The sequence below is a fragment of the Nitrospirillum bahiense genome (assembly GCF_007828025.1).
In the GTDB taxonomy this organism is placed as follows: Bacteria; Pseudomonadota; Alphaproteobacteria; order Azospirillales; family Azospirillaceae; genus Nitrospirillum; species Nitrospirillum amazonense.
On record NZ_VITO01000025.1, the window covers coordinates 54494 to 81328 of the forward strand.

A 26835-nucleotide genomic window follows, 5' to 3' on the forward strand; every position below is an offset into this window, starting at 1 on the left:
CGCTCAGTGCATCTCGGCGATGACGCGCTGGCGCAGCATGTCGATGGGGGCCAGCTGGCCGCCTTCGACATAGTGCCAGAAGGTCCAGCCGTTGCAGGCCGGCAGGCCCTGCATGGCGGCACCCACCTTGTGGATGGAGCCGTTGTGCTCCCCCAGGTGGTTGGCGCCCACCAGGGTGCCGTCGGCCTTGATGCGGGCGCTGTGGCGGCGGCGGGTGTCGTACAGGGTGGTGCCGGGCTGCAGCAGGCCGCGTTCCACCAGCCAGCCGAAGGGTACCCGCGGCTGGGCGCGCTTGGACGGCGGCTCCAGCAGTTCGGCCTCGGCCGCGGGCTCCACCGCCGCGATGCGCGACAGGGCCACTTCGGCGTAGGTCTTCTCCCGCTCGATGCCGATCCAGTTGCGGCGCAAGCGCTTGGCCACGGCACCCGTGGTGCCGGTGCCGAAGAACGGATCCAGCACCGTGTCGCCCACGCGGGTGGAACTGGACAGCACGCGGTACAGCAGGGCCTCCGGCTTCTGGGTGGGGTGGGCCTTGTTGCCGTCGGCGTCGCGCAGCCGCTCCGAGCCCGTGCACAGGGGGAACAGCCAGTCGCTGCGCATCTGCAGCTCCTCATTCAGGTTCTTCATCGCCTCATAGGCGAAGAAGTACTTGGCGTCCTGCGACTTGGCCGCCCAGATCATGGTCTCGTGGGCGTTGGTGAAGCGCTTGCCCCGGAAGTTGGGCATGGGGTTGGTCTTGCGCCAGATGATGTCGTTCAGGATCCAGTAGCCCAGGTCCTGCAGGATGGCGCCCACGCGGAAGATGTTGTGGTAGCTGCCGATGACCCACAGCGTGCCGTCGTCCTTCAGGGCGTGGCGGGCGGCGGCCAGCCAGTCGCGGGTGAAGCGGTCGTAGGTCGCGAAGTCGGCGAAGCGGTCCCACTCCTCATCCACGCCGTCGACGCGGGTGTGGTTGGGGCGCATCAGGTCGCCCGACAGCTGCAGGTTATAGGGCGGGTCGGCGAAGACCATGTCGACCGAGCCGGCCGGCAGACCCTGCATCAGGGAAACGCAGTCGCCCACAAGTATCCGGTTGGCGGGCGCCGCCTCCCGCACCTTGGACTTGGTCTTGGAGTCAGTACGGGTTTCCGGGGTCTTCAACATGGGGAGTATTCGCCGAATCGGGGGTTGATTTTTGCCGACAATGAGTCGGCCCCGAGTCGCCGTCAATGTAATTTTTTAGGCAAGAGTCAGTAGAGTCAAAGGTTTAGAGCCAACTGTTCTGAGATTGGAGCAAATGTACGGCGGTGAGCGGGCGTGACCCCCAATATCTTGATTGCGTCACGATGTTCGGCCGTGCCGTAACCGGCGTTGCGTTCCCACCCATAACCGGGGTGCGACAGGGCCAGATCCGCCATCAGGCGGTCACGGGTGACCTTGGCGATGATCGACGCGGCGGCGATGGACAGGCTCAGCGCGTCGCCGCTGACCAGGGTGGCGATGCGGGGGCAGGGCAGGCCCGGCGGACGCTGGTTGCCGTCCACCAGGGCGATCAGGGGGGCAGGACCGCCATCGGCCGCCAAGGCCTCCACCGCGCGCCGCATGGCCAGAAAGGTCGCCTGCAGGATGTTGACGGTGTCGATCTCCTCCACGCTGCTGACGCCCACACCCACGCGGGCGTTGGCCCGGATGGCGTCGAACAGGGTGTCGCGGGCGGTGGCTGTCAGCTTCTTGCTGTCGTTGATGCCGGCGCACCAGGGCGGGGCGTCCGTGCTGCCGGGGGGGCACACGGGCAGGATGACGGCGGCGGCGACCACCGGGCCAGCCAGGGGGCCGCGCCCCGCCTCGTCCACGCCGCAGACCAGGCTGTCGTGGGCGTGGCCGGCATCCAGTTCCGGCCGCAGGGTGGGCGGTCCCAACTGTATGATAATTTCGGAGGTGGGCTTGCGGGGGCGGGGCATCGGTCACAGCTTAAGCACGGGCGTGGCCGCCATGATGGCTGACCGCACCCCTCGCGGGCAAGCGCCGGACCTTCGGGAATGAGGAGAGGTTGAGGCAGATCATTTTGCCACCGACGCATCGGGCGCAGCATGCGTCCGTCCCAATATCGTCCCGCCAGGTCCGCCCCATGCGCCCCGATCTCGTCGCCAAGTACCGCAACCAGCGCGTCCCCCGGTACACCAGCTATCCGCCCTCACCGCAGTTCAGCGCGGCGGTTACGGCCGACGACTACCGCCGCTGGCTGGGGCAGCTGACCGCGGCCGACACCCTGTCGCTCTACCTGCACGTCCCCTTCTGCCGCAGCATGTGCTGGTACTGCGGCTGTCACACCACCGTGGTGAACCACGAGGCGCCCATCCGCCGCTACCAGGCGGCGTTGGAGGCGGAGATCGACGCCGTGGCGGGGGCGCTGGTCCCCGACTCTACGCTGTCCAGCGGGAGCGGCCTGCCCCCCGTCACCCATATTCATTTCGGGGGCGGCACGCCCACCCTGCTGCCCCCCGACGCCTTCCTGTCGCTCATGGACCGGCTGGCCCAGCGCTTCGGCCGGCCGGCCGCCACGGCGGAGATCGCGGTGGAGATCGACCCCCGCACCTTGACCCCGGCCATGGCGGCGGCCCTGGGGCAGGGCGGTGTCACCCGGGCCAGCCTGGGCGTGCAAAGCTTCGACGACCGGGTGCAGCGAGCCATCAACCGCATCCAGCCTTACGCCGCCACGGCGGAGGCGGTGGCCCGCCTGCGCCAGGCCGGCATCGGCGGCATCAATCTGGACCTGATCTATGGCCTGCCCCACCAGACGGTGGACAGCTGTGTCCAATCCGTGGTCCAGGCCCTGGACCTGGCGCCGGACCGGCTCAGCGTCTTCGGCTATGCCCACATGCCGTCGCTGAAGGCCCATCAAGGCCGTATCGAGACGGCCGCCCTGCCTGGGGCCACCCAACGGACCGAGCAGGCGGCCGCCATGGCCGAGACGCTGCAGGCGGCGGGTTACGTCGCCATCGGCCTGGATCACTTCGCCCGCAAGGACGACGTCATGGCCACGGCCTATGCCGCCGGCCGGCTGAAGCGTAATTTCCAGGGCTATACCGTCGACACGGCCACGGCGCTGCTGGGCTTCGGCGCCTCCGCCATCGGGCGCACGCGCGGGGGATATATCCAGAACAAGGTGGACGTCCCCGCCTACCTTAAGGCGTGGGAAGCCCATGGGGCGGGTGAGGGCACGGGGTGGGCGGTGGCCAAGGGCCTGGCCCTCAGCGATGACGACAGGCTGCGCGCGGACATCATCGAACAGTTGATGTGCCGCTTTTCGGTGGACTTAAGCGATACGTGCCGCCGCCACGGTGGTTCTTTGGAAGAGATCCTGGCCCCGGCGACCCGCCGCGCCTTGGCCGCGCTTGCCGACGATGATATGATAATCTGTGATAAAACTAGGGTCGAGGTAAGGGAGGAGGCTCGACCCCTGGTCCGCAGCGTCGCGGTTCTGTTCGATGCTTACTTCGATCCGGAATCGGGACGGCACAGCTATGCCGTGTAGATTTTTTTCAGAATTTTTCAAGATGGGGCGGATCGCCGCGTCCGCGAAACCCATGGTGTTCCCGGCCCGCTTTCACAATGTGCCTTAGAAGACTGAAAAGAAACAGTCCCACAGGTTAACGGAGGAGAGTCCCCAAGCCCCTGCTGCAATGCAGCAAAATGGCGATCGTGCCCCGCGAAAGTTGCATGAAATTACGAAGGCCGGCTGGTTTAAGACAGGCAGTGACCGAGAGAGTCATTTCCTGCATACCTGCCGCTTGCGTGCGTCTTAGAAATCGGGCATACGAAAACGCAACAAGGCTCGACTGTGAAGGTCGACAACGATCGCAAGCGGTGTTCAGGTCCGTGAAAAGCGGGCCGTGGTGCTTGGGGCTGGTGTTTGTCAGGTTATGAAATAACCGGATGTGCACCACGGGTGCCGGATACTGCTTCGCAAATGAATTGGAGGCAGATGTGGGAAGGTCGGTGTTGGTCGACCCCAGGATTGCGTTTCGATGTCCAGGCGGACCCCAGGTCCCGGGCATCACGGATTCCCCCCGTTCTGCCTCCCGTGAATCACTTCCGCTCGGATGCGCCGCGGCGTTTTCCGATGCGGTGTCTTCCTTCGTGATGTGACCGCAGGAAAATGCCTTACACCGCAAAACAATCGTCAAGCAGCCGGTTGATCGGGCTGGTCGCCACAGTCCTCATCCAGGCCGGCATCGTCTACGCTCTCGTCACCGGCCTTGCGAGCAAGGTCGTCGAGGTGGTCAAGGGTCCTGTGGAGACCAAGATCATCGAAGAGATCAAGGACGATACTCCGCCGCCGCCGCCGCCGCCGCCCCCGCCGCCGCAGACCGTACGGCCGCCGGACTTCGTGCCGCCGGTCGAGGTCAACATCGACACCCCGCCGCCGCCGAATCCGGCGCCGGTGTCGACGACCAAGCCGCCGGTCGTCGTGCCTCCGACTGCCCCGGTCACGCCCGCTGCCCCGCCGGCTCCGGCCTCCGTTCCGGTCAAGGTCGATCCGAACAGCTTCAGCCGCTACCAGCCGGAATACCCGTCCGCGTCTTCGCGCCTGGGTGAAGAGGGCCGTGTCGTGTTCGTCGTGTATTGCGACACCAGCGGCAAGGTCACCGACGCCAAGATCGTGGAGTCCAGCACGCATGACCGCCTGGATGAGGCGGTGATCAAGCAGGCCCAGCGCGGCGTGTGGAAGTGCACGGCTGAGCAGCAGGAAGGCAAGGCCGTCGGGACCTGGTCCTCGACCAAGATCGCCTACCGCTTCCAGCTCAAGGACGCGCGTTAACAGTTCAAGAAAACCGGGGCCTCTTAGACGCGGATGCGCAAGGGTTCCTCATCCCCTCAACCCAAATGTGTTGGAATTGTCATGAGCATTAGGGAGCGTTTCAAGCTGACCGCCGGTTCCATGGTGCGTTTCGCCATGGTGGCCCTGGTCGTCGGTACCTTCACCTCGGTCGCGGTCGCCCAGACCACGACCCCGTCCACCGACAGCTCGGCCCCGGCCGCCGCCGCTCCGGCTCCGGCCGCTGATCAGGCCGCTCCGGCCGCCGCGCCCGCCGCCGACGCCAGCGCCAGCGACGTCGCCGCCCCGGCGGCCGCCACCACGACCGTCGAGAACCCCTACGGCCTGAACGCCCTGTGGAACGGCGGTGACTTCGTGTCCCGTGGCGTGCTGATGATCATGGTCATCATGATGACCGGCACCTGGTACATCATCGTCACCAAGCTGATCGAGCAGACCCTGCTGCTGCGCTCCGCCGCCCAGGCCGACAAGTCCTTCTGGACCGCCCCGTCCCTGGCCGATGGCGCCGCCAAGCTGAGCAAGAACAGCGTGTTCCGCATGCTGGTCGAAGACGGCCTGCGCGCCACCGAGCACCATGAAGGCACGCTGGTCGACCAGATCGACCTGCACACCTGGGTGACCATGCAGCTGCAGCGCTCGGTGGACAGCATCAGCAACCGCATGAAGGGCGGCCTGGCCTTCCTCGCCACCGTCGGTTCGACCGGTCCGTTCGTCGGTCTGTTCGGTACGGTGTGGGGCATCTATCACGCCCTGACCAACATCGGCATCGCCGGTCAGGCCTCGATCGACAAGGTCGCCGGCCCCGTCGGTGAAGCCCTGATCATGACCGCCATCGGTCTGGCCGTCGCCGTGCCCGCCGTGCTGGGTTACAACTGGCTGCTGAGCCGCAACAAGACCGCCATGGACCGCGTCCGCAACTTCTCCGCCGACCTGCACGCCCTGCTGGTCAGCGGTGGCCGTCTCGGCGCCGGCAAGTCCGCCCGGAGCGCGTAAACATGGGGATGAACGTCGGTTCTGCCGGCGATGGTGATGATGATGGCGAGGTCGTATCGGCGATCAATACGACCCCCCTCGTCGACATCATGCTGGTGTTGCTGATTATCTTCCTGATCACGGTTCCCGTCGTCACCCACACGGTGCCGGTGGATTTGCCGAAGGAACGTAATCAGCCTACCAAGACGAAACCGGAGAACATCGTCATCGCGGTAAACCGGGACGGCGACATCTTCTGGAACGAGACCAAGATTCCGGACTACACGACCCTGCTTGACAAGCTCAAGGTGCGCGCCGTGGACAAGCCCCAGCCGGAAGTTCACATCCGTGGCGACAAGAATGCGCGCTACGAATATGTGGGCCGGGTGGTGGTCGCGGCCCAGCGGGCCGGCATCGTGAAGATCGGTTTCATCACCGAGCCGCCGGCGGGCGCGATCCCGGTCGCGCACTGACGGTTCCGCCGAAGGAGTTTAAGCCATGGGTATGAACGTTGGCGGAGGTGGTGAAGACGAAGCCATGATGGACATCAACACCACGCCGCTTATCGACGTGATGTTGGTGCTGATCATCATGCTGATCATCACCATTCCGATCCAAACCCATGCGGTGAAGTTGGACATGCCGTCGGCGACCCCGCCGGTGACCAATACGACGCCGCCTGAGATCGTCAACATCATGGTGGATTTCGACAACACGATTCAGTGGAACGGAACCACCGTTGATCGCCATGAACTTGAGCTGCGTCTGAAGGACGCCGCGCTCAAGACCCCGCAGCCCGAGGTTCATCTTTGGCCGAACAAGCTGGCCAAATATAACACCGTGGCGATGGTCATGGCCTCGGCCCAGCGCCTGGGCGTGACCAAGCTGGGTCTGGTGGGTGCGGAACAGTTCATGGACTAAGTCCGTGTCTACGGCGGCCTCGTTACCCGAGCTGGTCTCGGGATGCGGGGCCGCCGTAACCGTTTTCGGGGGCTCGTGATCTTTTGGGGGCACGGGCCCTTTTCGGGATGCTTGTCCCGATTTCACCCCAATTGCCGGTTTAGATTTCCCGAATGAGGGGCCGCTCGTCGGTCCAGCCCTTCAACAAAGCAGGTAGAGTCCTCGGAATGATCGCCACGCACTTCCTTCGTGCCGCACTGCTCGCCTCGGCGCTCACCATGGGCGGCGCCGTTGTCATCAGCGCCACCACGCCGGCCCACGCCGCCGAAGCCAAGAAGTTCAGCCCGGAAGTCGGCAAGCCGCTGCAGGAAGCCCAGGCCGCGCTGAAGGCGGGCAAGTTCAAGGAAGCCTTGGACAAGATCGACGAGGCCGAGAAGGCCAGCAAGACGAAGTCTGCTTATGAGACCTGCACCTTCGAGACGCTGCGTGCCTCCGCCTACAGCGGCCAGAAGGACATGGGCAATTTCGCCAAGTCGCTGGAATCCACCCTGTCGACGTGCCAGCTGACGGAGTCCGACAAGCAGAACCGTGATCGGCTGATCGGCGAGGCTTACTTCAGCGCGAAGAACTACGCCAAGTTCGCCGCCGCTTCCGATCGCTATTACAAGGACGGTGGCACCGACAACCACCTGAAGGAATTGGCGATCCAGATTTACCTGGACCAGAAGGACTACGCCAACGCCTCCAAGGCCGCGCGCGCCATGATCCAGGCCCAGGGCGGCAAGCCGTCCAAGACGTTGCTGCAGACCATCGCCAACGCCGAATACAACATGGACCACAAGCCCGCTTTCCTCGACGCGATGGAGCGGCTTCTGGTGAACTACCCGGATCAGGAAAGCTGGGAGAGCGTGATCCGTGGCGTGCAGAAGCTGCAGGGCTTCAACTCCAACCGCCTGCAGATCGACGTGCTGCGCCTGCAGATCGGCGCTGGCTTGGTGAAGGATCCGGGCCCGTACCTGGAATTCGCCCAGCTGGCCATGAGCGATGGCCTGGGCACTGAGGCCAAGGCCGTCATGGACAAGGGCTTCAAGGCCGGCATCCTGGGCAAGGCCCAGGGCGACCGCGAGAAGCGCCTGGCCGACATGGCCGGCAAGCAGGTCGAGGACGATCAGCGCAAGCTGCCGGACGACGAGAAGGAAGCGGCCGCCCAGCCGGACGGCAAGCAGCTGGTCAAGGTCGGCACGCAGTACCTGGCCCTGGGAAATGCCGCCAAGGCCATCGAAGTCATCCAGGCCGGTATCAAGAAGGACCAGCTGAAGTATCCGGAAGAGGCCAAGCTGCGCCTGGTCCAGGCCTATCTGGCCGCTGGCCAGAAGCCCAAGGCTCTGGACGCCATGAAGAGCATCAAGGGCACCGACGGCACCGCCGACATCGCCCGCCTGTACCTGATCCAGGCCGGCATCAGCCCGTTCTGATCCGTCTGGCGCTTCGGCGCCGGCGACAAGGTGTGAGCGAAGGCCGGCCCCTTGGGGTCGGCCTTCGTCATTTCATATTCAAAACAGCGCCAGCTGGTCCCCGGCCTGGGGCGGCGGCTGGAACAGATCGCAGCGCATGCTCCAGCGCCGCTGGTCCAGGCCCAGGCGCTTGACCGCCAGCTTGTAGCGAGCGTTCAGCAACTGGGCGTAGACGCCGGTGCCCCGCATGCGGGTGCCGAATTCGGCATGGTTGCGGCCGCCGTCGCGGCACTGGCGAATCAGGCTCAGCACATGGTCGGCGCGATCCGGCACGTGCAGGCGCAGCCATTCCTCCATCAGGTCCCCCAGTTCACGCGGCAGGCGCAGCAGGATGTAATGGCCCTGGCTGGCCCCCGCCTCCTTGGCGGCGGCCAGGATGCCCTCCAGCTCCGTGTCGTTCAGGGCCGGGATCATGGGAGAGGCTAGGACGCTGACGGGCACGCCCGCCTGTGACAGCTGGCGTACCGCGTCCAGCCGGCGCTGTGGCGTGCCGGCGCGCGGTTCCAGCTTGCGGGCCAGGTCGCGATCCAGGGTGGTGATGGAGATGGAGACGCGCGCCAGGCCGTCGGCCGCCATCGGCGCCAGGATGTCCAGGTCGCGCAGCACCAGGGGCGACTTGGTGATGATGCCCACCGGATGGCGGAAATCGCGCAGCACCTCCAGCACGCCACGGGTGATGCGCTCTGTCCGTTCAATGGGCTGGTAGGCATCAGTGTTGGCGCCCAGGGCGATGGGCTGGGGCGCATAGCCCTTGGCCCGCAGTTCCTTGGCCAGCAGGGCCGGGGCGTCGCGCTTGGCGTAGAGGATGGTCTCGAAGTCCAGGCCCGGCGAATGGCCCAGATAGGCGTGGCTGGGCCGGGCGAAGCAATAGACGCAGCCATGCTCACACCCCCGATAGGGGTTGATCGAGCGGTCGAAATTCACGTCCGGGCTGTCGTTGTAGCTGATGACGCTGCGCGAGGCGTCCAAGCGCACCTGCGTGGCGGCGGCCACCTCCAGATCCGCTTCCTCATCCCAGCCGTCATGGCCCGCCCGGGCCCAGCCGTCGTCGGTGCGCATGCGGGCATGGGCCTCGAACCGGCCCACGCGGTTGGAGATGGTGCCCCGGCCCTTCAGCGGGCGGTCATCCAGGATGTCGACCATGGCGTCCTCCGTTACCCGGAGGGCAGCCTACGCTCGGCAAAATAAGAACACAACATGAACATTTGCGCCGCCAACGCTCCTGCCAGGCAGCAAAAAGGCCGCCCCGGCGGTCCGGGGCGGCCTTTCCTTGGGCGGCGGCCAGCTCAGGCGGCGGCGACGGCCAGACGGGCGCAGACGGCCTCGATCAGCATCTGGCGGGCCCGATCAACGATATCGTCCATGGAGGAGGTGCGCACGAACATGGCGGCCGCCCGTTCCTTCAGCTCCTCCCGCGTGGGCAGGGTGGGCATGCTCGGCATGTGCAGCTCCGGCAGGCTGGGCATGGCGGGCATATGAAGCTCGGGCATGTGCAGCGAGGCCAGCATGGCCTCCGCCTGGGCGCGGGCGTTCTGCAGCTTGTGCTGCAATTCGGCCTTCACGTCGGCCAGTGAAGGGGTGTCGGCCAGGGTGGCCTGCAGGCGGGCGGCGATCTGCTCCACATGGAAGGTTGCGACCAGCTGGCCGGCGGCCTTTTCGATGATGGCCTTGCCCAGGCGCTGCTCACCCCGCACCACGGCGGCCGGCGGGCGGTGCAGGTCCCAGGTGACGCCTACCCAGGAAAGCGCCTTCAGGATGTAATAGGTGGTGTCCACCTCCCACCAGCGGAAACCCTGGCAGGCGGCACTTTGGTAGGCATGGTGGTTGTTGTGCCAGCCCTCGCCCATGGTCAGCAGGGCGAACCACCAGTTGTTGCGGCTGTCGTCGCCGGTCAGGTAGCGGCGGCGGCCGTACACATGGGCCAGGGAGTTGATGCAGAAGGTGCCGTGGTAGGTGGCGATGGTGCTCCAGAAGAAGCCCACCACCAGGCCCGACCAGCCGGCCGCGAACCATACGGCGACGGCCAGGATGAAGGCCGGCAGGTAATGGAACCGGTCCAGGAAGCGCAGCTCGGGGAACTTGGCCAGGTCCGGCACGGCGGCCAGGTCGGTCTTGTCATGGCGCGCGGTGAAGATCCAGCCCATGTGCGCGTACCAGAAGCCGCGCTGCACCGGGGAATGCACGTCCGCCGGGGTGTCGGAATAGCGGTGGTGATGGCGGTGCTTGGCCGCCCACCACAGGATGCCGCGCTGGGCCGATGTCTGGGCGATGAAGGCCAGGATGAACTGGAACCAGCGGCTGGTCTTGTAAGCCCGGTGCGAGAAATAGCGATGGTAGCCGCCGGTGATGCCGAACATGCGCAGGCCGTAGAGGCCCACGGCCAAGGCCACGTCCTGCCAATAGACCCCCGTCCAGATGGCGCCCAGGCAGGCCAGATGCACCAGGATGAAGGGAACGGCGCCGGTGGCCTGGATATCGTCCAGGTAGTGATCAGCCGGGCTTTCGGCCCTGGGAAGGGTCTCGCGGGCAGGGGTGGTCACAGGCGTGTGCACTCCGTCAGGGGCCGGCGGTGAAGGGGCCGGGCGGGGATGATGTCTATATCGTCTGGATAGCAGGAATCGGCCCTAAAGCCGACTCCGCGTTTGGGGCGTTGTTCCTCTGACCCCAGGGTAAAGGGGCAACCCTAAAGGGGAGCTTAACACCGGTGGCGGTCCTGGCGATTTGTGCTGGGTCAAAAGTCCGGCGAGAGATCGTCCGGCATCAGCGGTTGGGCGGGGATGACGGCGTTGCTGGCCGCCCCCTCCATCCACCAGCCGGAGTCGGCCAGCTTGCCTTCGTACAGTTCCATCACCGGCTTCTGCAGCCGGTCGACCAGCACCATGTCGTGCGTTGCCACCAGGCAGGTGGTGCCCAGTTTGTTCAGCTCGATGAACAGCCGCATGATGCGCAGGCTCATCTCGCGGTCGATGTTGCCCGTGGGCTCGTCGGCGATGATCAGCTTGGGCCGGGTGACGACGGCGCGGGCGATGGCCACCAGCTGCTTCTGCCCGCCCGACAGGCGCAGGGGCCGCTCGTCCAGCTTGGCCTTCAGCCCCACCCAGGAGAGCAGCTCCGTCACGCTTTCCTGCACGTGCGCCTCATCCTGGCCGGCCAGGCGCAGGGGCAGGGCCACGTTGTCGAACACCGTCAGGTGGTTCATCAGGCGGAAGTCCTGGAACACCACGCCGATTTCCCGTCGGATGGCCGGCAGGGCCTTGCGCGGGGTCTTGGACAGGGGGTGGCCCAGCAGGGTGATCAGGCCGCGCGACGGCCGCTCCGCCAGGTACAGCAGCTTCAGCAGGCTGGATTTGCCGGCGCCGGTGGGGCCGGTCAGGAAATGGAAGGACCCGGGCGCCAGTTCGAAGCTGATGTCGCGCAGCACCTCGGGCCCGGTGCCATAGCGCAGGCCGACGTTCTCGAAACGGACCAAGGGCGAGGTATCCTTGAAACGGAAAGGGCCCGGCCCGCCCGCTCATGGGGTGGGGCCGGGCCCGATCCAGGAAAGGGGGACCTTACTCGGCCGACGCCGCCTCGGCGTCCGCGCGCTCGGTGGCCGGGAACAGGCCGGCCTTCTCGAACGCGGTCAGCGTCTCCTGCGCCCAGGCGCGCAGGTCGGTCAGGCCGCTGTGGCCCGTCCACACGTCGATGCCGTAGCGCTTTTCCAGATCGGCGTCGGTCATCTTCAGCGCATCGCGGACGGAGATGAATTCCTTCTCCAGCAGCTTCCAGATATCGCTTTCGCAGCGCTTGATGGTGATCAGGCCGACGCCCTGGCTCTGGAAGCTTTTCAGGCGGCGGAAGGACTGGTCGTTCTCATACGGGGCGAAACCGCCGGCGACCTCGTTCAGCACCACGAAGCGGCGGCCGAAGGGCAGCCATTCGTTCTTGTCGAACGAATACTGGATCAGGGCGCGGGCGTCCTCGATGGCCTGGGCCTCGGCCTTCGTGGTGACGATCAGGTCGATGGGGTTGCTGTTGCGGCGGCGCAGCAGGGCGCCGGCGTTGCGCGCCTCGGCCCAGGCGAACAGGTCGGCGGCCACGTTGGCGCCCACGTCCACCACATAGCCGCCCTCCAGCAGGGTGCGGCCGAACTCGTCCCAATACTTGATGGCCAGGTTGGGGTCGGTCGAGGTCTTGATGTTGGTCAGCTGCTCGCCGATGCCCAGTTCCTTCACGCCGGCGAACAGGCGGCCGAACTTCGACCGCTGGTTCAGCGTGTCGCTGTCGGCGGCGGCCAGCTTCACGGGCGCGCCCTTCTGCTCGTGCTGCAGGACCAGCATCTGGGCCACCAGCGTCTTGCCCTGGCCGCCGGTCTTGGCCATCGAGATATAGGTTCGCGTCATGGGGTCGTTCTCCTGGTCCCGCATTCTTGGTGCCGGCATCCCTGGCCGCCCACGTCCCCGTCGCCCGTGGGCGATATCCCCTGGGAAAGGATCCCCGGAACGCGTCTGGCCTCGGGCTGGACAGCATGGAAAAGGCGCGTCCGGCCGGGCCTTGAATCGATACAGGTTTTCACCCCGCGCTTCAACTGCGGGGGCCGCCCTTAACCGAAATCGCAGGCGAATGCGGCTTGGCGCCCCCTCTTCAGGGGCGATGCTCCTGAAGGCGGGGCATGATTTCCACCAGGTTGCAGGGGCGAAAACGGTTGTCCAGCTGGTACTGCAGGATCAGGTCCCAGCCGTCGCGGCAGGCGCTGGGGCTGCCCGGCAGGGCGAACAGGTAGGTGCCGCCGGCCACGCCACCCGTGGCCCGGCTTTGCAGGGAGGAGGTGCCGATCTTGGCATAGGACAGGGTGCGGAACATCTCGCCGAAGCCGTCGATTCGCTTCTCATAGACGCTCTCGAACGCCTCCGGCGTCACGTCGCGGCCGGTCAGGCCGGTGCCGCCGGTGGAGATGACCACATCCACCGCCGGGTCCGATATCCAGGCCCGCAGCTGGTCCGTGATGGCCGCCTGATCGTCCTTCACGATCGTACGGGCGACCAGCACGTGGCCGGCGCCGGTCAGCCGCTCCACCAGGGTGTCGCCGGACTTGTCGGTCGCCGGGTCGCGGGTGTCGGACACCGTCATCACGGCGATCTGCACCGGCAGGAAGGGGCGGGTTTCATCGATACGGGACAAGGGGAGGGCTCCTGTTCGGGTCGTCCCTTAAGTGAGGGGGCGGTTGGCCGCCGTCAACCTGTGGGGCGGTCAGACCTCGACCACTTCCAGCAATTCGCCATCGGGGCCGAAGCAGCCGCAGGCCAGGGTGCCGCTGAAGCCGCAGCCGCCGTCCAGGGTCACGGTGGCGGGCGTGGCCGCCAGCCCGCCATGGCCGGGATCATAGCCGCGCACCACCCGGCCGAAGCCGGCGTACGGGCCCTCGATGCGGGACCAGGCGCCGCCGCCCCACCAGAAGCTGTCGCCCTGGGCGGCCAGCGGGCGCGAGGTGTCGATGCCGGCGTTCACGAACAGCAGTTCGGGCAGCCGCTCCTGCCGCCGCTCGGTATAGGCGGCGCGGCGCAATGCCGCGAACAGGGTGTCGTGGCCGGGGGCGGCGCGCTGGGCGGTGCGCAGCTGTCCGGTCCAGCGGGCCAGCGAGACGGCGCCGTCGCGGGCGGCGGCCACCCCCTGGTAGGCACTGCCGCCATAGGCCGCCAGCGTGGCGTCCACGCCCTGGGTCATCATCCACTGCAGCACTTCGGTGGGATTGGGGGCGAACTGCAGCTGCAGCAGCTTCTGCCACATCTCCTCCTGCCCGCCGCGCAGATAGACCAGGTCGCTGACGATGACGCCGCGCACAGACAGGACGGCGCGGCGGAAGGACAACAGTTCGTCCATCGTGTCCCGCACGCGGGGGCCGCGGCCGATCAGGTTGCCCAGGTAGATCAGCCGGTCGCCCGGCTGGAAACGGGCGCCGATATCGTCGTGCAGGGCGGCCAGCCGGTCGACGTCGCCATGGATCGCCCCCACGGCCCAGATACGCCGTGGACGGCCCAGCACGACAAAGCGCTCTTGTTCGTTCATGCGTTGGGTCAGACCGGCAGAGGAAGTTGCCGACCAGTGTATGCGCCGCCGTCCCATGAAAAAAGGGGCGATCGAGCCCGATCACCCCTTTTTCCACTAAGTATAGTGATGCCGGCGAACCGTACCCCCAATGGGCGGATACCGGTTGACCTTGCGGCGGACGGCTTAGGCCGCCTTCGCCAGCACGGCCTCCAGCCGCTCGGTCGCCTTGCGCTCATCGATCTTCTCGACGGCGGCCAGCTCCCGGGCCAGGCGCTCCAGCGCGGCGTGATAGATCTGCCGCTCGCTGTAGGACTGGTCGGACTGGTCGGTGCCGCGGTGCAGGTCCCGCACCACCTCGGCGATGGACACGGGGTCGCCGGAGTTGATCTTGGCCTCATACTCCTGGGCGCGGCGGCTCCACATGATGCGCTTGATCTTGGACGGACCCTGCAGGGTCTCCATCGCGTCCTTGATCCGATCCTTGCTGGACAGGCGGCGCAGGCCGGCGTTCTTGGCCTTCATCACCGGCACCTTCAGCGTCATCCGCTCCTTCTCGAAGGTGATGGCGTACAGCACCACCTCCATATCGGCGATGGCGTGCTTTTCGATGGCCACGATGCGTCCCACCCCGTGGGCCGGGTAAACGACGTAATCACCAGTGACGAAATCGAGCTTATCGGTCATTTGGATCGGCTCTCACAATTCGGCTTTTAAAAGTCCCGCCTTGGGGAAGACGGGCCTGGGCGCCGGGAACGGCATGCAAAGGTCGCTGTCGGCCCGGCAGGGGGCCGCGACAAGGGACGAACAGCACGAAGGCGCTGGGGGAACGTGGCACGCACTTAAGCGTTCGCGAACGGCGTGCCGATCCTCGCGTCCAGGACTATACTCGATATGACGGTGGGATGACAGATCGACAAGGCCGTGTTCGACTTAAGTTCCCGGCATAGGCCAGGATGTCGGACATGCGAATCGCGCATGTCTTGGGCAGGGGCCGCCGAAGATTTAGGCAGGCCGGCCGAAAGAGTAAGAAAAAGCGCCGCGCGTCCCGGGGACGGCGGCGCCTCATGCCAATCTCAGTTGCCGCTGCCCGGCTTGTCGCTGAAATAGGTCTTGAACTTGTCCTGCACGCCCTTGAAGGCGTCGGCATCGGCGGGCGCCGCCTTCTTACGGTTCAGGTTCGGCCAGGCGGCGGCGTACTGGCGGTTCATCTCCAGCCACTCCTCGGCGCGACCGTCGGTGTCCGGCAGGATGGCCTCGGCCGGGCATTCCGGCTCGCAGACGCCGCAGTCGATGCATTCGTCGGGGTGGATGACCAGCATGTTGTCGCCCTCGTAGAAGCAGTCCACGGGGCAGACTTCCACGCAGTCGGTGTACTTGCACTTAATGCACTGCTCGGTCACGACATACGGCATTGCTCGCACTCTCCTTGAAAACCCGATTCCCCCAGGCGCCCGGGTCGGGGCAGCCTACAGCGGGGCGGCACGGGGGCACGTATAGCCTGATATCGCCCAGGGGTATAGCACCCGTGAACGTCGGCGAAACCTACGTCGTCCGGATAGCGGCCGGACGACAGCGCGAGAGGTAGAACATGCGTGGGGCAGGCGCAACAAGCTTCGGCGTGCGTCACCCTGGCCCCGGCCTCGCGTCTGGTGCAGGCTACCTCGTGCAAGCCCATGCCGCACCTTTCGGCCTATGCACGTAAAAAGAGTAAGTCCGATTGAAATTGCATACTCAGAACGGATAGTCTGACCCCATACCCGGGAAACAGCGGGAGGCATCAGGGACGGCATGACAGCGCACGGCGACACTGACCCGTCCGAGGCCCCGCTAGCCCCAGCCCCACAGGCCCAGGGCTTTGCGGCACCCGAACCGTCGCCGGCCATGGCGGCCCAGCTCTATGCCGTGCTGCAGCGCTTTTCCCAAGCCATCGTCGTCTTCGGGCCCGACGACCGCGTGGTGTTCGCCAACGACCGCTATCACGAAATGTTCCCCCGCTCGCCGGCGCCGGGCGTCATTCTGGGTTGGCGGTTCGAGGATTTGCTGCGCCATTCCATCGCCGCCGGCCAGGTGCCCCAGGCGGAAGCGGACCCGGAGGCCTACATCGCCCGCCGCCTGTCCCAGCGCGGCATCGCCCGCGAGGGGCTGATCGGCGACCGCTGGTACCGCGCGGTGGAGGAACGCATCCCCGGCGGCGGCATCGTGCTGAGCTACAGCGACATCACCGACCGCCGCCTGGTGGAGGAGGAGCTGCGGCGCAAGTCCGCCATCCTCAGCGCCGCCATGGAGGCCGTGCCGGGCGGCTTCATGGTGATGGACGAGCGCTTCAATTTCGTGGTGTGGAGTCGCAACTGGCCGGCCATCGGCGGTGCCACGGATGAGATCATCCGCGCCTATCCCAACATGCCGGACCTTGCCCGCTGGCAATCCCGCCGGGGTGATTACGACGCCATCCGGCTGGACCCCGCCCAGCTAGATGCCCAGGCGGCGGCCGCTGTGCCGTGGCTGGGCCGGCTGTTGGCCCTGCAGGCCGCCCGCCCGCCGCAGCTGACCCCCAGTGACGAGGAGCGGGAGCTGCTGGTGCAGTGGCAGCTGCTGCGCTATCGGGCCGAGGGCCGGCCGGATGGGGAGCGGGCGGAGGGCAGCGGCACCATCCATATCGGCGGCGAGGATGGGCGCATCGTCGAGTTCCGCCGCAACCGTATGCCGGGACTGGGCTGGGTGTCGATCTACAACGACGTCACCGAACGCTACCGCCATGAGGAGGAAACAGCGCGGGCCCATGCCGAGACCGCGCGGGCGCTGCAGGAATTGCGCGACACCCAGGAGAGCCTGGTGCAGGCGGAAAAGCTGGCCTCGCTGGGCGAACTGGTGGCCGGGGTGGCGCACGAGCTGAACACGCCGGTGGGCATCAGCTATACCGCCGCCACCTTCCTGGCCGACCGCCTGCGGGAATTCCGCGACGATCTCGCCAATGGCCCGCCGCGCCGGACGGCGCTGATGGATTTCCTGGATCTGGTGGAAGAGACGGCCAACCTGATGACCGTCAACGCGGGGCGCGCCTCCCGCCTGGTGCAGAGCTTCAAGAACATCGCCGTCGACCAGACCAGCGACGAGCGCCGGGTGCTGTCGCTGAAGCCTTACCTGGAGGAAATCGCCATCAGCCTGGGCCCGCAATGGAAGCGGCCGGGCCATGTGCTGACCATAGATTGCCCGGCCGGCCTGGTGCTGGACACCTATCCCGGGGCGCTCAGCCAGGTTCTGACCAACCTGATCGTCAACGCCACGCTGCATGCCTACGCCCCCGGGCAGGCGGGACGCCTGACCATCACCGTCTCTCCCCTACCGTCGCCGCCGCCGGCCATCGGCAGGACGCCGGTGGAGCATGTGGAGATTCTGTTCGCCGATGACGGCAAGGGCATCCCGGCCGATGCCCTGCCCCGCATCTTCGATCCCTTCTTCACCACCCGGCGGGGTGCCGGCAGCACGGGCCTGGGCCTCAACATCGTGTTCAACTTGGTGACCCGCACCCTGGGTGGCCGCATCGAGGTGGACAGCGCGCCCGGCCGGGGCACGCGCTTTTTCCTGCGCCTGCCCAAGGTGGCGCCCCAGCCGCAGGCCCCGGTGATGCCGCCCACCAATCCGGCATCCGCCGCCAGCTGATGCTTGCCCCGGTCGGGGCGCCCCACTACCGTGACGGACGCCCGGCATACCGGGGCGGGGGCTTTGGGGGGCCGGGTATATGGGGGTATCGTCGCGCTGCTGGGCCTGGGCGCCCCGCTTGGTGCTGCTGGCCGGCCTCGCTGCCCTGAACGGGTCTCTGCGGCCCGCTGCGGCCTATGTGGCGCCCGCCGATGCCGGGACGCCCCCCGCGAAGACCCTGGTGCGCTCCCTCGGCGGCACGCCGGTGACGCTGGACCCGCAGCGCGCCGACCTTTCCTCCGAAAGCCTGGTGATCGACGATCTGCTGGAAGGGTTGCTGGCCCCCGACGGGCGGGGTGGCGCCCGGCCGGCCCTGGCGGAAAGCTGGACCGTCTCCCCCGACGGGCGCATCTACACCTTCAAGCTGCGGGCGGACGCCAAGTGGTCGGACGGCACGGCCGTCACGGCGGATGATTTCGTCTTCTCCTGGCGCCGCCTGGCGGATCCGCGCACGGCGGCACCCTACGCCTACTACATGTGGATCGTGGTGAATGGCGAGGCCATCACCAGGGGGACGATCAAGGACGTCAGCCGCCTGGGCGTGACGGCGCTGGACGCCACCACCTTCCAGGTGGAACTGGTGCGGCCCACGGCCTATTTCCTGGCCATGCTGCAGCACCAGGCCCTGTTCGCCGTGCAGAAGGCCAGCGTGCAGGCCCATGGCGACGCCTTCACGGAGCCCGGCCGCTACGTCTCCAGCGGCGCCTACGTGCTGGCGGAAAACGTGCCGCGCGACCACCTGACCCTGGTGCGCAATCCCGCCTATTACGACCAGGCCAAGGTTCCCATCGCCGTGGTGCGGGATCTGCCGCTGGAGGACCGCGCGGCGGAGATGCGGCTGTTCCGCGACGGGCAGGTGCAGGCCACCTATGAACTGCCCATAGACCAGGTGGCGTGGGCGCGGTCGGCGCTGAAGGAGGCTTTCGTCAGCGGCGACACCTTCGATACCTATTTCCTCAGCTTCAACCTGCGTAATGAGCCGTGGAAGTCTTCACCGGCCTTGCGCGAGGCCCTGACCCTGGCGATCGATCGTGAGGCGCTGGCCAACCGCGTGCTGGGCGGGGAGCAGCCGGCCTACAGCTATGTGCCGCGCCTGGCGCCCGGCCCGGGCATCACCGGCTATGAACCGGGCTGGCCCGCCTGGCGCGACCAGCCGCAGGCCGAGCGCGAGCGGCAGGCGCGTGCCTTGCTGGTGGAGGCGGGTTACGGTCCCCCCGGCACTGGCTCCAAGGGTGGTCCGGGGGGCAGGACGCTGCCGCCCATTTCCCTCCTGTTCCCCACGGGCGCCAACTGGCAGGCCGTGGCCGTGGCGGTGGCCCGCCAATGGCATGACGTGCTGGGGGTGGAAGTGCGCTTGGATGCCCAGGACTTCCGCATCGTGGCCGCCCAGTCGAACGCGAAGACCTTCAAGGACGTGGTCTTCGCCTCCTGGATCGGCGACTACGCCGACGCCAACAGCTTCCTGGCGCTGATGCGGGGCGATGCCGGGCAGGAGAACTATGCCAGCTACCGCAATCCGCTGTTCGACGCGCTGATGGAGGAGGCGAACGGCGAGCCCGATGCCGGCCGCCGCGCCGGCCTGCTGCGCCGGGCGGAGCGGCTGATGATGGACGACACGCCCGTCATCCCCCTGTTCCACAAGACCATGCGGCGACTGGTGTCACCCCGCGTCACCGGCTGGGTCCCCAACCCGCTGGATCTGTCGCCCAGTCGCTTCCTGGATCTCACGCCGTGAGGCGTTCAAGGGCCCCGGTCCACCTTGGGAAGGTGGGCGCCGGGCGCCGTGGGCGGTCGGTCGGGCTCCGGCGGCATGTCCCAGCCATGGGCCAGCGTGCTGTCGGATAGCGCAAGGAAGCTCTGCCCCAAGTCTATGGGCAGCTGGAACCCGGGCTTGCCCGGATCGGGGCAGGAGGCCGACTTGGCCCGCAGGGCCCAGCCCCCGGGCAGGGGCCGGTCCCATACGAATACCGCACAGGGGCCTGTGAGGGGAGGGCGGGGCATGTAGGTTTCGTCGATCGGGAAGCCGGGATAATTGCCCCGCGCGCTCCCGGTCTGCCCAGCGAAGGTTTGCGCCGTAAGGGGTGGGGGTGTCGGCGGGATCAGCCCCGGTTCCGGTGTCGCGCACGCCGACAGCCCCAGCAACACCCCGCCCACGCACCACCATCGCTTTGCCATGGCGCCCCCTTCCGCATCTTATGCGCGTCCCATCCGTGCCGAGGGATGCGCGCGGATGGCGGCGGCGTTGGGGCGGAAGCAAGGCGTTTTGAGGGCGGGGGACCATTGGGGCTTACCCTTTCTCAACCGCCAGGATGATCTTCCCGAAGCCGCCACCACGTTCCATCCTTTGATGCGCCTCGGCCGCTTGCTCAAGCGGCAGCACGCGGTCGATCACCGCATGGATCTCGCCGCTCGCCAGGCGAGGCAGGGCGCCTGCCGCGAAGCGGGCGACCATGGCGCGCTTCTCCTCCGGCGTCCGTGACTTCATCACCGTTCCAGTGAGGCGGAGATGATGGTGCAGCACGAGATCGAGCGGGATCGGCGTGTCGGCGTCGCCACTGAGGACGCCGACCTGGACCAGCGTGCCGCCGGGCGTCAGGCTCCTGAGGTTCCGCGCCAGATAGTCTCCGCCGATGAAGTCAATCACCGCATGCACCCCCGCGGTCGCCGTGAGGCGGGAAACCTCCGTCTCGAAATCGGTGGCGCGGTAATCGATGACGGCGGCGGCGCCCAGGCCCCGCACGTCCGCCGCCCGCTGGGCCGAGGCCGTCGCGTAGACGGTGGCGCCCAGGGTGCTGGCAACCTGCACGGCGGCCGACCCGATGCCGCCCGCCGCCGCGTGGATCAGCACCCGCTGCCCAGGCTGGACCCCGGCCAGATGCGCCACCGCTTCCCAGGCGGTGACGAAGGCCTCCATGACTCCGGCCGCCTCCGTCAGCGACAGCCCATCCGGCACCCTCACGGCCATGCCGCGATCGACCCGCGCGACCTCGGCATAGGCTCCGCCGCCAACGATGGCCATCACCCGATCCCCGACCCGCATGTCCGTGACGCCGGGGCCGACCTCGATGACCTCGCCGGCGAGTTCAAGTCCCAGCAGGGGACTGTCACCGAAGGTCTGGCCGCCGTAGAAGCCGGCGCGCTGCATCAGGTCGGCCCGGTTGACGCCCGCCGCCGCGACCCGAACCAGCAGGTCGTGGGGGCGGACCTGCGGCACGGGCGCCTCAACCAGCCGAAGCACGTCCGGCGGGCCGAAGCGGTCATAGGCGACGGCTTTCACGACACCGCCTCCTTGGCATTGGCCAGGGCGCGGCGGGCGATGCTTTCGGCGAACAAGGGGGTTTCGCGGCGGTTGTGGTCGCCGCCGGCGGCTTGACGCGCCGCGGCGGCGTCCTCATAGGCGATGCCATGCCGCGCCAGGAAATCCATGAAGGCATCGGTGGGGTGGGCGGTCACCCGATTGGTGTAGCGGGTGCGATTGCCGTCGATCGCTTCGGCCATCAGTTCCCAGACGACGTTCACCTGGGTGCGGCCGTTGGCGGTGAAGACGTCCGAGATGGAATTCATGCGGCAGTAGGTCTTGCCCGCTTCCTCGGCCACATAATGCTGCACCACCAGGCCTGTCCCGATCATCTCGACGTTGATGGACATGCGCCGTCCGTCGTCGGTGGTCGTAACCCCGGCGGCGATGTGATCGGGGGCGCAACACCGCAGGTATTCCGCCTCAGGCAGGGTGAACAGCCAGTCGGCGATGTCGATTTTTTCAATCGGAACATCGACTTCATGGCTATACGCGGACTGGGATAGGATGCGGTCGAGGACGATGGCCATGGCGGCGTCTCCTGGTTGGGTTGGCTCGGGCGGGCGGGGTGCCGCGTCCGATGAGCCCAACCATGCAGCCAGCAGCGGCGCCTGATAACGCGGCCATTCCTCGAAATGGTTTTGCCTGTGGAGCAAAGATGAAGGACCCGAGGTTCGCCGAGTTCGTGGCCGTTTTCGTCGATGTCGTGCGGGCGGGAAGCTTCTCAGGCGCCGCCCGCCGGCGGGGGGTGACGCCATCGGCCATCGTCCGGCAGATCGACGCGTTGGAGTATGACCTGGGGGTCAGGGTGCTGGTGCGCTCCACCCGGGCGCTGGCGATGACGGACGCCGGGGAAAGACTGTTCGAGCGCGGCCAGCGGTTGGTCGACGATCTTGTCGACGTTCATGCCGAGGTCGCGGCCTTCGACGGGGCGATCGCCGGCGTGCTGCGCGTCGCCTGCTTTCCCACCTTCGGCAAGCGGTACGTTCTACCGGTGGCGGGCGCCCTGATGCGGGACCATCCCCGCCTGTCGGTGGAATTGGATTTGACGGAGCGCCTGGCCGACCCGGTGCGCGATCGCCTCGACGCCGTCATCCGCATCGGGCACCTTGCCGACAGCGCCCTGATCGCCACCAAGCTCGCCGATCAATCCCGGCTGGCGGTCGCCGCCCCCGGTTATCTGGACCGGCACGGCACGCCGGACGGTATCGACGATTTGCGCGGCCACCGCCTGCTCGACAAGCTGCACGGCGCCGACCTTCTGGGTTGGGCCGACATGCTGGGCGACGCGGCGGGCCAGCCTGGCTGCGGCAAGGTGGTCTTCCGGTCCGACGATTTCGAGGCGCTGCGGCTTGCCGCCCTTGAGGGCGTGGGTGTGGCTTTCCTGCCCAGCTGGGTGGTGGGGCCCGATGTTCGCGCCGGGAACCTCAAGCGGCTCACGCTGGACGGGGAACCCTGGGCAAGGGACCCGCAGGGCATCTTCCTGCTCAGGGCCCTGCAGGACCCATCGGCCAAGCTGCGCGCCTTCATCGATGGCTTGCGGTCGGCGATCGGAACCCCGCCTGTCTGGGAACCGTGACCGCCCGGCCCAAAACGAAAACACCCGCCGGACGTGCGGTCCGGCGGGTGCTTTCATACTGGGCCTTAAAACCGGGGCGGCGCCTGAAGGCGGCCGCCTGGGCTTCACAACAGGGCGCCTCAGGCGTCCTTGTTGTTCATGCCGCGGCCGGTGGTGCGCTCGGAGATGCGGGCCGACTTGCCGCGGCGATCGCGCAGGTAGTACAGCTTGGCGCGGCGCACATCACCCTTGCGGATGACTTCGATGCTGTCCAGGCGCGGGCTATACAGCGGGAACACACGCTCCACGCCTTCGCCGTAGCTGATCTTGCGGACGGTGAAGCTGGAGTTCACGCCGGCGTTGCGGCGGGCGATGACGACGCCTTCGTAGGCCTGCACGCGCTCACGCGAGCCTTCGACGACCTTCACGTTCACCTTCACGGTGTCGCCCGGGGAGAATTCCGGGACCGCACGGGTGGCGGTCAGCTTTTCAATCTGCTCTTGCTCGAGCTTCTGGATGATGTTCATGGCACTCAACTCCACATGATGACAATGGCCAGCCTCACGGCGGTCAATCCAGGTTTGGCACAGGCGCCGTTTCCGCGGTGGGGTCCACCAGGGAAACGCCATCCTCTAGGGGCGAACCGCTTCGCGGCTTGCGCCGGCGGCGGCTCTTGGTTTCGGCCTTGGGCCGGCTCTCCTCGTAGCGCTGCCACAGGTCCGGTCGCCGGTCCCTGGTGATGCGCTCCGCCTCGGCCAACCGCCAGGCTTTCACCTTCTCATGGTGCCCGGAGAGTAGTACCTCGGGCACCGCGCGGTCCTGCCAGACGGCCGGCCGCGTATAGTGGGGATACTCCAGCAATCCCCGCTCGAAACTCTCTTCGCCTGCCGTCTCGACGTTGCCCATGACGCCCGGCAACAGCCGGACGCAGGCGTCGATCAGGCACAGCGCCGCAGGCTCACCCCCGGAAAGCACAAAATCCCCGAGGCTCACTTCCTCGAGGCCCTGCGCTTCCAGGACCCGCTCATCCACCCCCTCGTACCGCCCGCACAACACGGTGAGACTGGGCACCGATACGAGTTCCCGTACCAGCGCCTGGTCCAGCACACGTCCACGCGGCGAGAGGTAGATCGCCCGGCCCCGTTCCCTCTGGTCCTGGCTCAGCCGCGACCGGCTGGCGGTCAGGGCTGCATCCAGGACGTCGGGCCGCATGACCATACCTGGTCCGCCGCCGAACGGGGTGTCGTCCACGGAGCGGTGTTTATCACTCGCGAACGACCGGATGTCCACTGATTCCAGCGACCAGGTGCCATTTTCAAGCGCTTTCCCCGCAAGGCTCATGCCCAGCGGTCCCGGAAACATCTCCGGGAACAGGGTCAGCACCGTCACATGCCAGCCGGCCGTCATCGAATCAGGCCCCGGCGCCTTCGTCACCCTCGACCTCTGCGGCCTCGGGCGCGTCCTCTTCCGAGGCGACCGCCTCGTCAGCGGCGGGGCCGCCTTCCATCTCGGCCAGTTCCTCCGGTGTCGGCTTGACCTTCTCGAACAGGCCGGCTGGCGGTTCGACCGTGACGATCCCGGCCTTCACGTCCACCACCGGAACGGCGGCGCGGGTGAAGGGGATGGTGACCGCCTTGCCGGAGGCCGCATGCGCGATCTCCAGCATGTCGCCGCCACCGAAATCATAGATGGCCTTGATCTCGCCGAAGGGTTCGCCGTCGGCGGTGGTCGCCACCAGGCCGATCAGGTCGGCATGGTAGAACTCATCCTCGTCGTCGGTCGCCGGCAGCTGGTCGCGGTTGATGAACAGCCGCGTGCCTTTCAGGGCGTCGGCGGCGTCACGGTCGCGCACGCCCTGCAATTCCGCCAGGAAGTGATCCTTGCCCATGCCGGTCATGGTCAGGGCGAAGGCGCGGGCGCCCGATTCGTCGGTCAGCTGGCCATAGGCGAACAGCGATTCCGGCACGGCCGTATAGCTCTTCACCTTGACGCGGCCGCGCACCCCGTGGCTGCCCACGAACTGCCCGACGCAGATGCGCGTGGCGGTTTCCATAACACGTACTCTCTGGAAGACTGTAAACGGCGGAAAAGCTGAACGGGGGCGGTCACCCGCCCCCGTCGCAACCCGTCAACCTTCATGCCGGCCAACCAACAGCGAGCCGGCCTCAGCCAATCAGCCCTCGCTGCCGGCGGCAGCGGCGGCCAGCTTGGCGCGCTCCTGGGCCTTCGCCTTCGGGGCGGACTTCTTCGGGGTCTCGCGGACCTTCGGCAGCTCGATGATGTTGGCGCGGCCCAGGAACAGGGCGACGCGATCGGTCGGCTGGGCGCCCACGGACAGCCAGTGGCGGGCGCGCTCTTCCTTCAGGGTGATGCGCTCGGCATGGTCACGCGGCAGCATCGGGTTGTAGGTGCCGATCTTCTCGATGAAGTTGCCGTCGCGGGGCGAACGGCTGTCGGACACGACGATGCTGTAGAACGGACGCTTCTTGGCGCCACCGCGGGCCAGACGAATCTTGAGGGACATTTCTTACTTCCTGACTCTGATGTTGAACTGAAGATGATGGTGAAACGCGGATACTAAATTTGGCTGGCGGATCAGCGGCCCTTGGGCATCAGGGCCGACAGGCCCTGGCGCATGAGGCCCTTTTTCCCCAGTTTCTTGAACTTGCGCATCATGTCGGCCATGTCCTGGTACTGCTTCAGCAGCCGGTTGACGTCGGCCACCGTGGTCCCGGACCCCAGCGCGATGCGGCGCCGGCGCGATGCGTTCAGTATCTTGATGTCGCGGCGCTCTTTCTGGGTCATGGAGGTGATGATCGCCTCCTGACGCTTCAGCATGCGCTCATCGATGTTGGCCTTGGACAGCTGGTCCTTGATCTTGCCCACGCCGGGCAGCATGGACAGCATGCCGCCCATCCCGCCCATCTTCCGGATCTGGCGCAGCTGGGACAGCATGTCGTCCAGGTCGAAGTTGCCCTTCTCCATCTTCGCGGCAAGCTTTTCGGCTTCCTCGCGGTCGATGGTCTCGGCGGCCTTCTCCACCAGGCTGAGCACGTCGCCCATGCCCAGGATGCGGCCGGCGATGCGGTCGGGGTGGAAGGCCTCCAGCGCGTCGATCTTTTCGCCGGTGCCCAGCAGCTTGATGGGGCGCCCGGTGATCTGGCGCATCGACAGGGCGGCGCCGCCCCGGGCGTCGCCGTCGATGCGGGTCATGACGATGCCGGTGACGCCGACCTTGTCATTGAAATTGGTGGCGACGGTGACGGCATCCTGGCCGGTCATGGCGTCCACCACCAGCAGGCTTTCCACCGGCTTGGTCACGTCGCGGATGCGCACGACCTCGTCCATCAACTCCTCGTCGATGGCAAGGCGGCCGGCGGTGTCCAGCATGACCACGTCATAGCCTTCCAGCCGGCCGACGCGCATGGCGCGCTGGGCGATGGTCACCGGGTCTTCGCCGGGGACGATGGGCAGGGTGGCCACGTCCACCTGCTCCCCCAACACCCGCAGCTGTTCCTGGGCGGCCGGGCGTCGCGTGTCCAGCGACGCCATCAGCACCTTTTTCTTCTCGCGGGTCTTCAGCAGGCGGGCGATCTTGGCGGTGCTGGTGGTCTTGCCCGAGCCCTGCAGGCCCAGCATCAGCACCGGCACCGGCGCCTCGGCGTTGAGGTTGATGCCTTCGTTCTGCTCGCCCAGCATCTCGACCAGGTGGTCGTGGACGATCTTGATGACCATCTGGCCGGGGGTGATGGACCGCAGCACCTCCTGCCCGACGGCCTTTTCCTTCACGCCGTTGACGAAGGATTTGACCACCGGCAGGGCCACGTCAGCCTCGAGCAGGGCCACGCGCACCTCGCGCAGCGCGGCACCAACGTCCTCTTCGGTGAGGGCGCCGCGCCGACGCAGCCGGTCGAAGATATCGCCGAGCCGTCCTGTCAAGCCGTCAAACATAACCCGTCCTGGCCATTGCCGTTCCGATCTTCACCCGCCCCCCTAGTCCAAGCCTCCGTTCAGACCCATTTGCCCAAACGAAAAGCGCCAGTGCACG

27 protein-coding genes are annotated in these 26835 nt (G+C 67.0%); 9 read left to right on the forward strand and 18 right to left on the reverse strand.

The genetic code is table 11. From position 1 onward, the window contains the following. Positions 1–3 precede the first annotated feature (3 nt). Complete coding sequence (locus tag FBZ88_RS26020) at positions 4–1041, reverse strand: site-specific DNA-methyltransferase (RefSeq protein WP_246130165.1); 1038 nt, start codon at positions 1039–1041, stop codon at positions 4–6. Positions 1042–1238: 197 nt separating this feature from the next. Then, on the reverse strand, positions 1239–1904 hold the full coding sequence (locus FBZ88_RS26025; RefSeq protein WP_411861203.1) for a ribonuclease HII: 666 nt from the start codon (positions 1902–1904) through the stop codon (positions 1239–1241). 203 nt (positions 1905–2107) lie between these two features. Here FBZ88_RS26025 and hemN point away from each other — a divergent pair, with 203 nt between their 5' ends. The 6 genes from hemN (at position 2108) to FBZ88_RS26055 (ending at position 8166) form a co-directional block, all read left to right on the forward strand. After that, positions 2108–3514 (forward strand): oxygen-independent coproporphyrinogen III oxidase, encoded by a 1407-nt coding sequence (hemN, locus tag FBZ88_RS26030; RefSeq protein ID WP_145619939.1) that lies wholly within the window; start codon positions 2108–2110, stop codon positions 3512–3514. Between the two features lie 624 nt (positions 3515–4138). Then, the gene (locus FBZ88_RS26035; RefSeq protein WP_145619940.1) at positions 4139–4801 is read left to right on the forward strand and encodes an energy transducer TonB; all 663 of its coding nucleotides are present in this window, start codon (positions 4139–4141) and stop codon (positions 4799–4801) included. An 81-nt stretch (positions 4802–4882) separates the two neighbouring features. Beyond that, positions 4883–5812: a MotA/TolQ/ExbB proton channel family protein gene (locus tag FBZ88_RS26040; protein ID WP_277907735.1), complete on the forward strand. Its 930-nt coding sequence runs from the start codon at positions 4883–4885 to the stop codon at positions 5810–5812. A 2-nt stretch (positions 5813–5814) separates the two neighbouring features. Next, complete coding sequence (locus FBZ88_RS26045; RefSeq protein WP_145619941.1) at positions 5815–6264, forward strand: ExbD/TolR family protein; 450 nt, start codon at positions 5815–5817, stop codon at positions 6262–6264. 25 nt (positions 6265–6289) lie between these two features. Beyond that, entirely contained in the window at positions 6290–6712 is a 423-nt protein-coding gene (locus FBZ88_RS26050) for an ExbD/TolR family protein (protein WP_145619942.1), read from the forward strand. 206 nt (positions 6713–6918) lie between these two features. Beyond that, a complete protein-coding gene (locus tag FBZ88_RS26055; protein WP_145619943.1) occupies positions 6919–8166 on the forward strand; it encodes a hypothetical protein in 1248 nt (415 codons plus the stop codon). A gap of 78 nt (positions 8167–8244) precedes the next feature. Here the strand turns inward: FBZ88_RS26055 and FBZ88_RS26060 are convergent, their stop codons facing one another. From FBZ88_RS26060 to fdxA, 8 genes are all read right to left on the reverse strand, one after another. Beyond that, the gene (locus FBZ88_RS26060) at positions 8245–9348 is read right to left on the reverse strand and encodes a PA0069 family radical SAM protein (protein WP_145619944.1); all 1104 of its coding nucleotides are present in this window, start codon (positions 9346–9348) and stop codon (positions 8245–8247) included. A 143-nt stretch (positions 9349–9491) separates the two neighbouring features. After that, positions 9492–10745 carry an acyl-CoA desaturase gene (locus FBZ88_RS26065; protein ID WP_246138864.1) on the reverse strand — a complete coding sequence of 418 codons (1254 nt, stop codon included), beginning with the start codon at positions 10743–10745 and terminating at the stop codon, positions 9492–9494. A 191-nt stretch (positions 10746–10936) separates the two neighbouring features. Continuing rightward, the gene (gene ftsE / locus FBZ88_RS26070) at positions 10937–11674 is read right to left on the reverse strand and encodes a cell division ATP-binding protein FtsE (protein WP_088872023.1); all 738 of its coding nucleotides are present in this window, start codon (positions 11672–11674) and stop codon (positions 10937–10939) included. A gap of 82 nt (positions 11675–11756) precedes the next feature. Further along, a complete protein-coding gene (locus FBZ88_RS26075) occupies positions 11757–12587 on the reverse strand; it encodes a hypothetical protein (protein WP_246134431.1) in 831 nt (276 codons plus the stop codon). A gap of 241 nt (positions 12588–12828) precedes the next feature. Next, positions 12829–13365, reverse strand: coding sequence for a molybdenum cofactor biosynthesis protein B (gene moaB / locus FBZ88_RS26080; protein ID WP_145619946.1), 537 nt, complete (start codon positions 13363–13365; stop codon positions 12829–12831). Positions 13366–13434: 69 nt separating this feature from the next. After that, on the reverse strand, positions 13435–14250 hold the full coding sequence (locus FBZ88_RS26085) for a metallophosphoesterase family protein (RefSeq protein ID WP_145619947.1): 816 nt from the start codon (positions 14248–14250) through the stop codon (positions 13435–13437). Positions 14251–14415: 165 nt separating this feature from the next. Continuing rightward, complete coding sequence (locus FBZ88_RS26090; protein WP_040845774.1) at positions 14416–14916, reverse strand: CarD family transcriptional regulator; 501 nt, start codon at positions 14914–14916, stop codon at positions 14416–14418. Between the two features lie 389 nt (positions 14917–15305). Continuing rightward, positions 15306–15644: a ferredoxin FdxA gene (gene fdxA, locus FBZ88_RS26095; RefSeq protein ID WP_145619948.1), complete on the reverse strand. Its 339-nt coding sequence runs from the start codon at positions 15642–15644 to the stop codon at positions 15306–15308. 376 nt (positions 15645–16020) lie between these two features. On the opposite strand from fdxA, the gene FBZ88_RS26100 reads away from it, so the two are divergent. Both FBZ88_RS26100 and FBZ88_RS26105 read left to right on the forward strand, forming a co-directional pair. Then, positions 16021–17892: a sensor histidine kinase gene (locus FBZ88_RS26100; RefSeq protein WP_145619949.1), complete on the forward strand. Its 1872-nt coding sequence runs from the start codon at positions 16021–16023 to the stop codon at positions 17890–17892. Between the two features lie 79 nt (positions 17893–17971). Further along, positions 17972–19666: a peptide ABC transporter substrate-binding protein gene (locus tag FBZ88_RS26105; protein ID WP_145619950.1), complete on the forward strand. Its 1695-nt coding sequence runs from the start codon at positions 17972–17974 to the stop codon at positions 19664–19666. 5 nt (positions 19667–19671) lie between these two features. On the opposite strand, the gene FBZ88_RS26110 is transcribed toward FBZ88_RS26105, so the two are convergent. The 3 genes from FBZ88_RS26110 to FBZ88_RS26120 form a co-directional block, all read right to left on the reverse strand. Next, complete coding sequence (locus FBZ88_RS26110) at positions 19672–19932, reverse strand: hypothetical protein (protein ID WP_145619951.1); 261 nt, start codon at positions 19930–19932, stop codon at positions 19672–19674. Between the two features lie 286 nt (positions 19933–20218). Continuing rightward, complete coding sequence (locus FBZ88_RS26115; RefSeq protein ID WP_145619952.1) at positions 20219–21208, reverse strand: NAD(P)H-quinone oxidoreductase; 990 nt, start codon at positions 21206–21208, stop codon at positions 20219–20221. Further along, a complete protein-coding gene (locus FBZ88_RS26120; RefSeq protein WP_145619953.1) occupies positions 21205–21759 on the reverse strand; it encodes a hypothetical protein in 555 nt (184 codons plus the stop codon). The genes FBZ88_RS26115 and FBZ88_RS26120 overlap by 4 nt, the downstream gene beginning before the upstream one ends. A 128-nt stretch (positions 21760–21887) precedes the next feature. Between FBZ88_RS26120 and FBZ88_RS26125 the strand changes: the two genes are divergently transcribed. After that, on the forward strand, positions 21888–22808 hold the full coding sequence (locus FBZ88_RS26125) for a LysR family transcriptional regulator (protein WP_145619954.1): 921 nt from the start codon (positions 21888–21890) through the stop codon (positions 22806–22808). 119 nt (positions 22809–22927) lie between these two features. On the opposite strand, the gene rplS is transcribed toward FBZ88_RS26125, so the two are convergent. The 5 genes from rplS to ffh all read right to left on the reverse strand — a co-directional run bounded on the left by rplS (position 22928) and on the right by ffh (position 26738). Continuing rightward, positions 22928–23314: a 50S ribosomal protein L19 gene (gene rplS, locus FBZ88_RS26130; RefSeq protein ID WP_145611276.1), complete on the reverse strand. Its 387-nt coding sequence runs from the start codon at positions 23312–23314 to the stop codon at positions 22928–22930. 43 nt (positions 23315–23357) lie between these two features. Next, on the reverse strand, positions 23358–24194 hold the full coding sequence (gene trmD / locus FBZ88_RS26135; RefSeq protein WP_145619955.1) for a tRNA (guanosine(37)-N1)-methyltransferase TrmD: 837 nt from the start codon (positions 24192–24194) through the stop codon (positions 23358–23360). Between the two features lie 4 nt (positions 24195–24198). Then, the gene (gene rimM, locus FBZ88_RS26140) at positions 24199–24840 is read right to left on the reverse strand and encodes a ribosome maturation factor RimM (RefSeq protein ID WP_145619956.1); all 642 of its coding nucleotides are present in this window, start codon (positions 24838–24840) and stop codon (positions 24199–24201) included. A 120-nt stretch (positions 24841–24960) separates the two neighbouring features. Next, positions 24961–25311, reverse strand: coding sequence for a 30S ribosomal protein S16 (gene rpsP / locus FBZ88_RS26145; RefSeq protein ID WP_040848024.1), 351 nt, complete (start codon positions 25309–25311; stop codon positions 24961–24963). A gap of 71 nt (positions 25312–25382) precedes the next feature. After that, on the reverse strand, positions 25383–26738 hold the full coding sequence (gene ffh / locus FBZ88_RS26150; protein WP_145619957.1) for a signal recognition particle protein: 1356 nt from the start codon (positions 26736–26738) through the stop codon (positions 25383–25385). Positions 26739–26835: the final 97 nt, after the last annotated feature.

Bases quoted from the DNA above. Each gene is read 5' to 3' on its own strand.
- rplS (WP_145611276.1), bottom strand. From the start codon at position 23,314: ATGAACATCATCCAGAAGCTCGAGCAAGAGCAGATTGAAAAGCTGACC.
- FBZ88_RS26110 (WP_145619951.1), bottom strand. From the start codon at position 19,932: ATGCCCCGCCCTCCCCTCACAGGCCCCTGTGCGGTATTCGTATGGGAC.
- FBZ88_RS26045 (WP_145619941.1), top strand. From the start codon at position 5,815: ATGGGGATGAACGTCGGTTCTGCCGGCGATGGTGATGATGATGGCGAG.
- FBZ88_RS26090 (WP_040845774.1), bottom strand. From the start codon at position 14,916: ATGACCGATAAGCTCGATTTCGTCACTGGTGATTACGTCGTTTACCCG.
- FBZ88_RS26075 (WP_246134431.1), bottom strand. From the start codon at position 12,587: ATGACGCGAACCTATATCTCGATGGCCAAGACCGGCGGCCAGGGCAAG.
- fdxA (WP_145619948.1), bottom strand. From the start codon at position 15,644: ATGCCGTATGTCGTGACCGAGCAGTGCATTAAGTGCAAGTACACCGAC.
- FBZ88_RS26020 (WP_246130165.1), bottom strand. From the start codon at position 1,041: ATGCAGGGTCTGCCGGCCGGCTCGGTCGACATGGTCTTCGCCGACCCG.
- rimM (WP_145619956.1), bottom strand. From the start codon at position 24,840: ATGGAAACCGCCACGCGCATCTGCGTCGGGCAGTTCGTGGGCAGCCAC.
- rpsP (WP_040848024.1), bottom strand. From the start codon at position 25,311: ATGTCCCTCAAGATTCGTCTGGCCCGCGGTGGCGCCAAGAAGCGTCCG.
- ffh (WP_145619957.1), bottom strand. From the start codon at position 26,738: ATGTTTGACGGCTTGACAGGACGGCTCGGCGATATCTTCGACCGGCTG.
- trmD (WP_145619955.1), bottom strand. From the start codon at position 24,194: ATGACGGCCGGCTGGCATGTGACGGTGCTGACCCTGTTCCCGGAGATG.
- FBZ88_RS26100 (WP_145619949.1), top strand. From the start codon at position 16,021: ATGACAGCGCACGGCGACACTGACCCGTCCGAGGCCCCGCTAGCCCCA.
- FBZ88_RS26120 (WP_145619953.1), bottom strand. From the start codon at position 21,759: ATGGCCATCGTCCTCGACCGCATCCTATCCCAGTCCGCGTATAGCCAT.
- FBZ88_RS26125 (WP_145619954.1), top strand. From the start codon at position 21,888: ATGAAGGACCCGAGGTTCGCCGAGTTCGTGGCCGTTTTCGTCGATGTC.
- FBZ88_RS26105 (WP_145619950.1), top strand. From the start codon at position 17,972: ATGGGGGTATCGTCGCGCTGCTGGGCCTGGGCGCCCCGCTTGGTGCTG.
- FBZ88_RS26050 (WP_145619942.1), top strand. From the start codon at position 6,290: ATGGGTATGAACGTTGGCGGAGGTGGTGAAGACGAAGCCATGATGGAC.
- FBZ88_RS26060 (WP_145619944.1), bottom strand. From the start codon at position 9,348: ATGGTCGACATCCTGGATGACCGCCCGCTGAAGGGCCGGGGCACCATC.
- FBZ88_RS26055 (WP_145619943.1), top strand. From the start codon at position 6,919: ATGATCGCCACGCACTTCCTTCGTGCCGCACTGCTCGCCTCGGCGCTC.
- FBZ88_RS26040 (WP_277907735.1), top strand. From the start codon at position 4,883: ATGAGCATTAGGGAGCGTTTCAAGCTGACCGCCGGTTCCATGGTGCGT.
- hemN (WP_145619939.1), top strand. From the start codon at position 2,108: ATGCGCCCCGATCTCGTCGCCAAGTACCGCAACCAGCGCGTCCCCCGG.
- FBZ88_RS26035 (WP_145619940.1), top strand. From the start codon at position 4,139: ATGCCTTACACCGCAAAACAATCGTCAAGCAGCCGGTTGATCGGGCTG.
- FBZ88_RS26085 (WP_145619947.1), bottom strand. From the start codon at position 14,250: ATGAACGAACAAGAGCGCTTTGTCGTGCTGGGCCGTCCACGGCGTATC.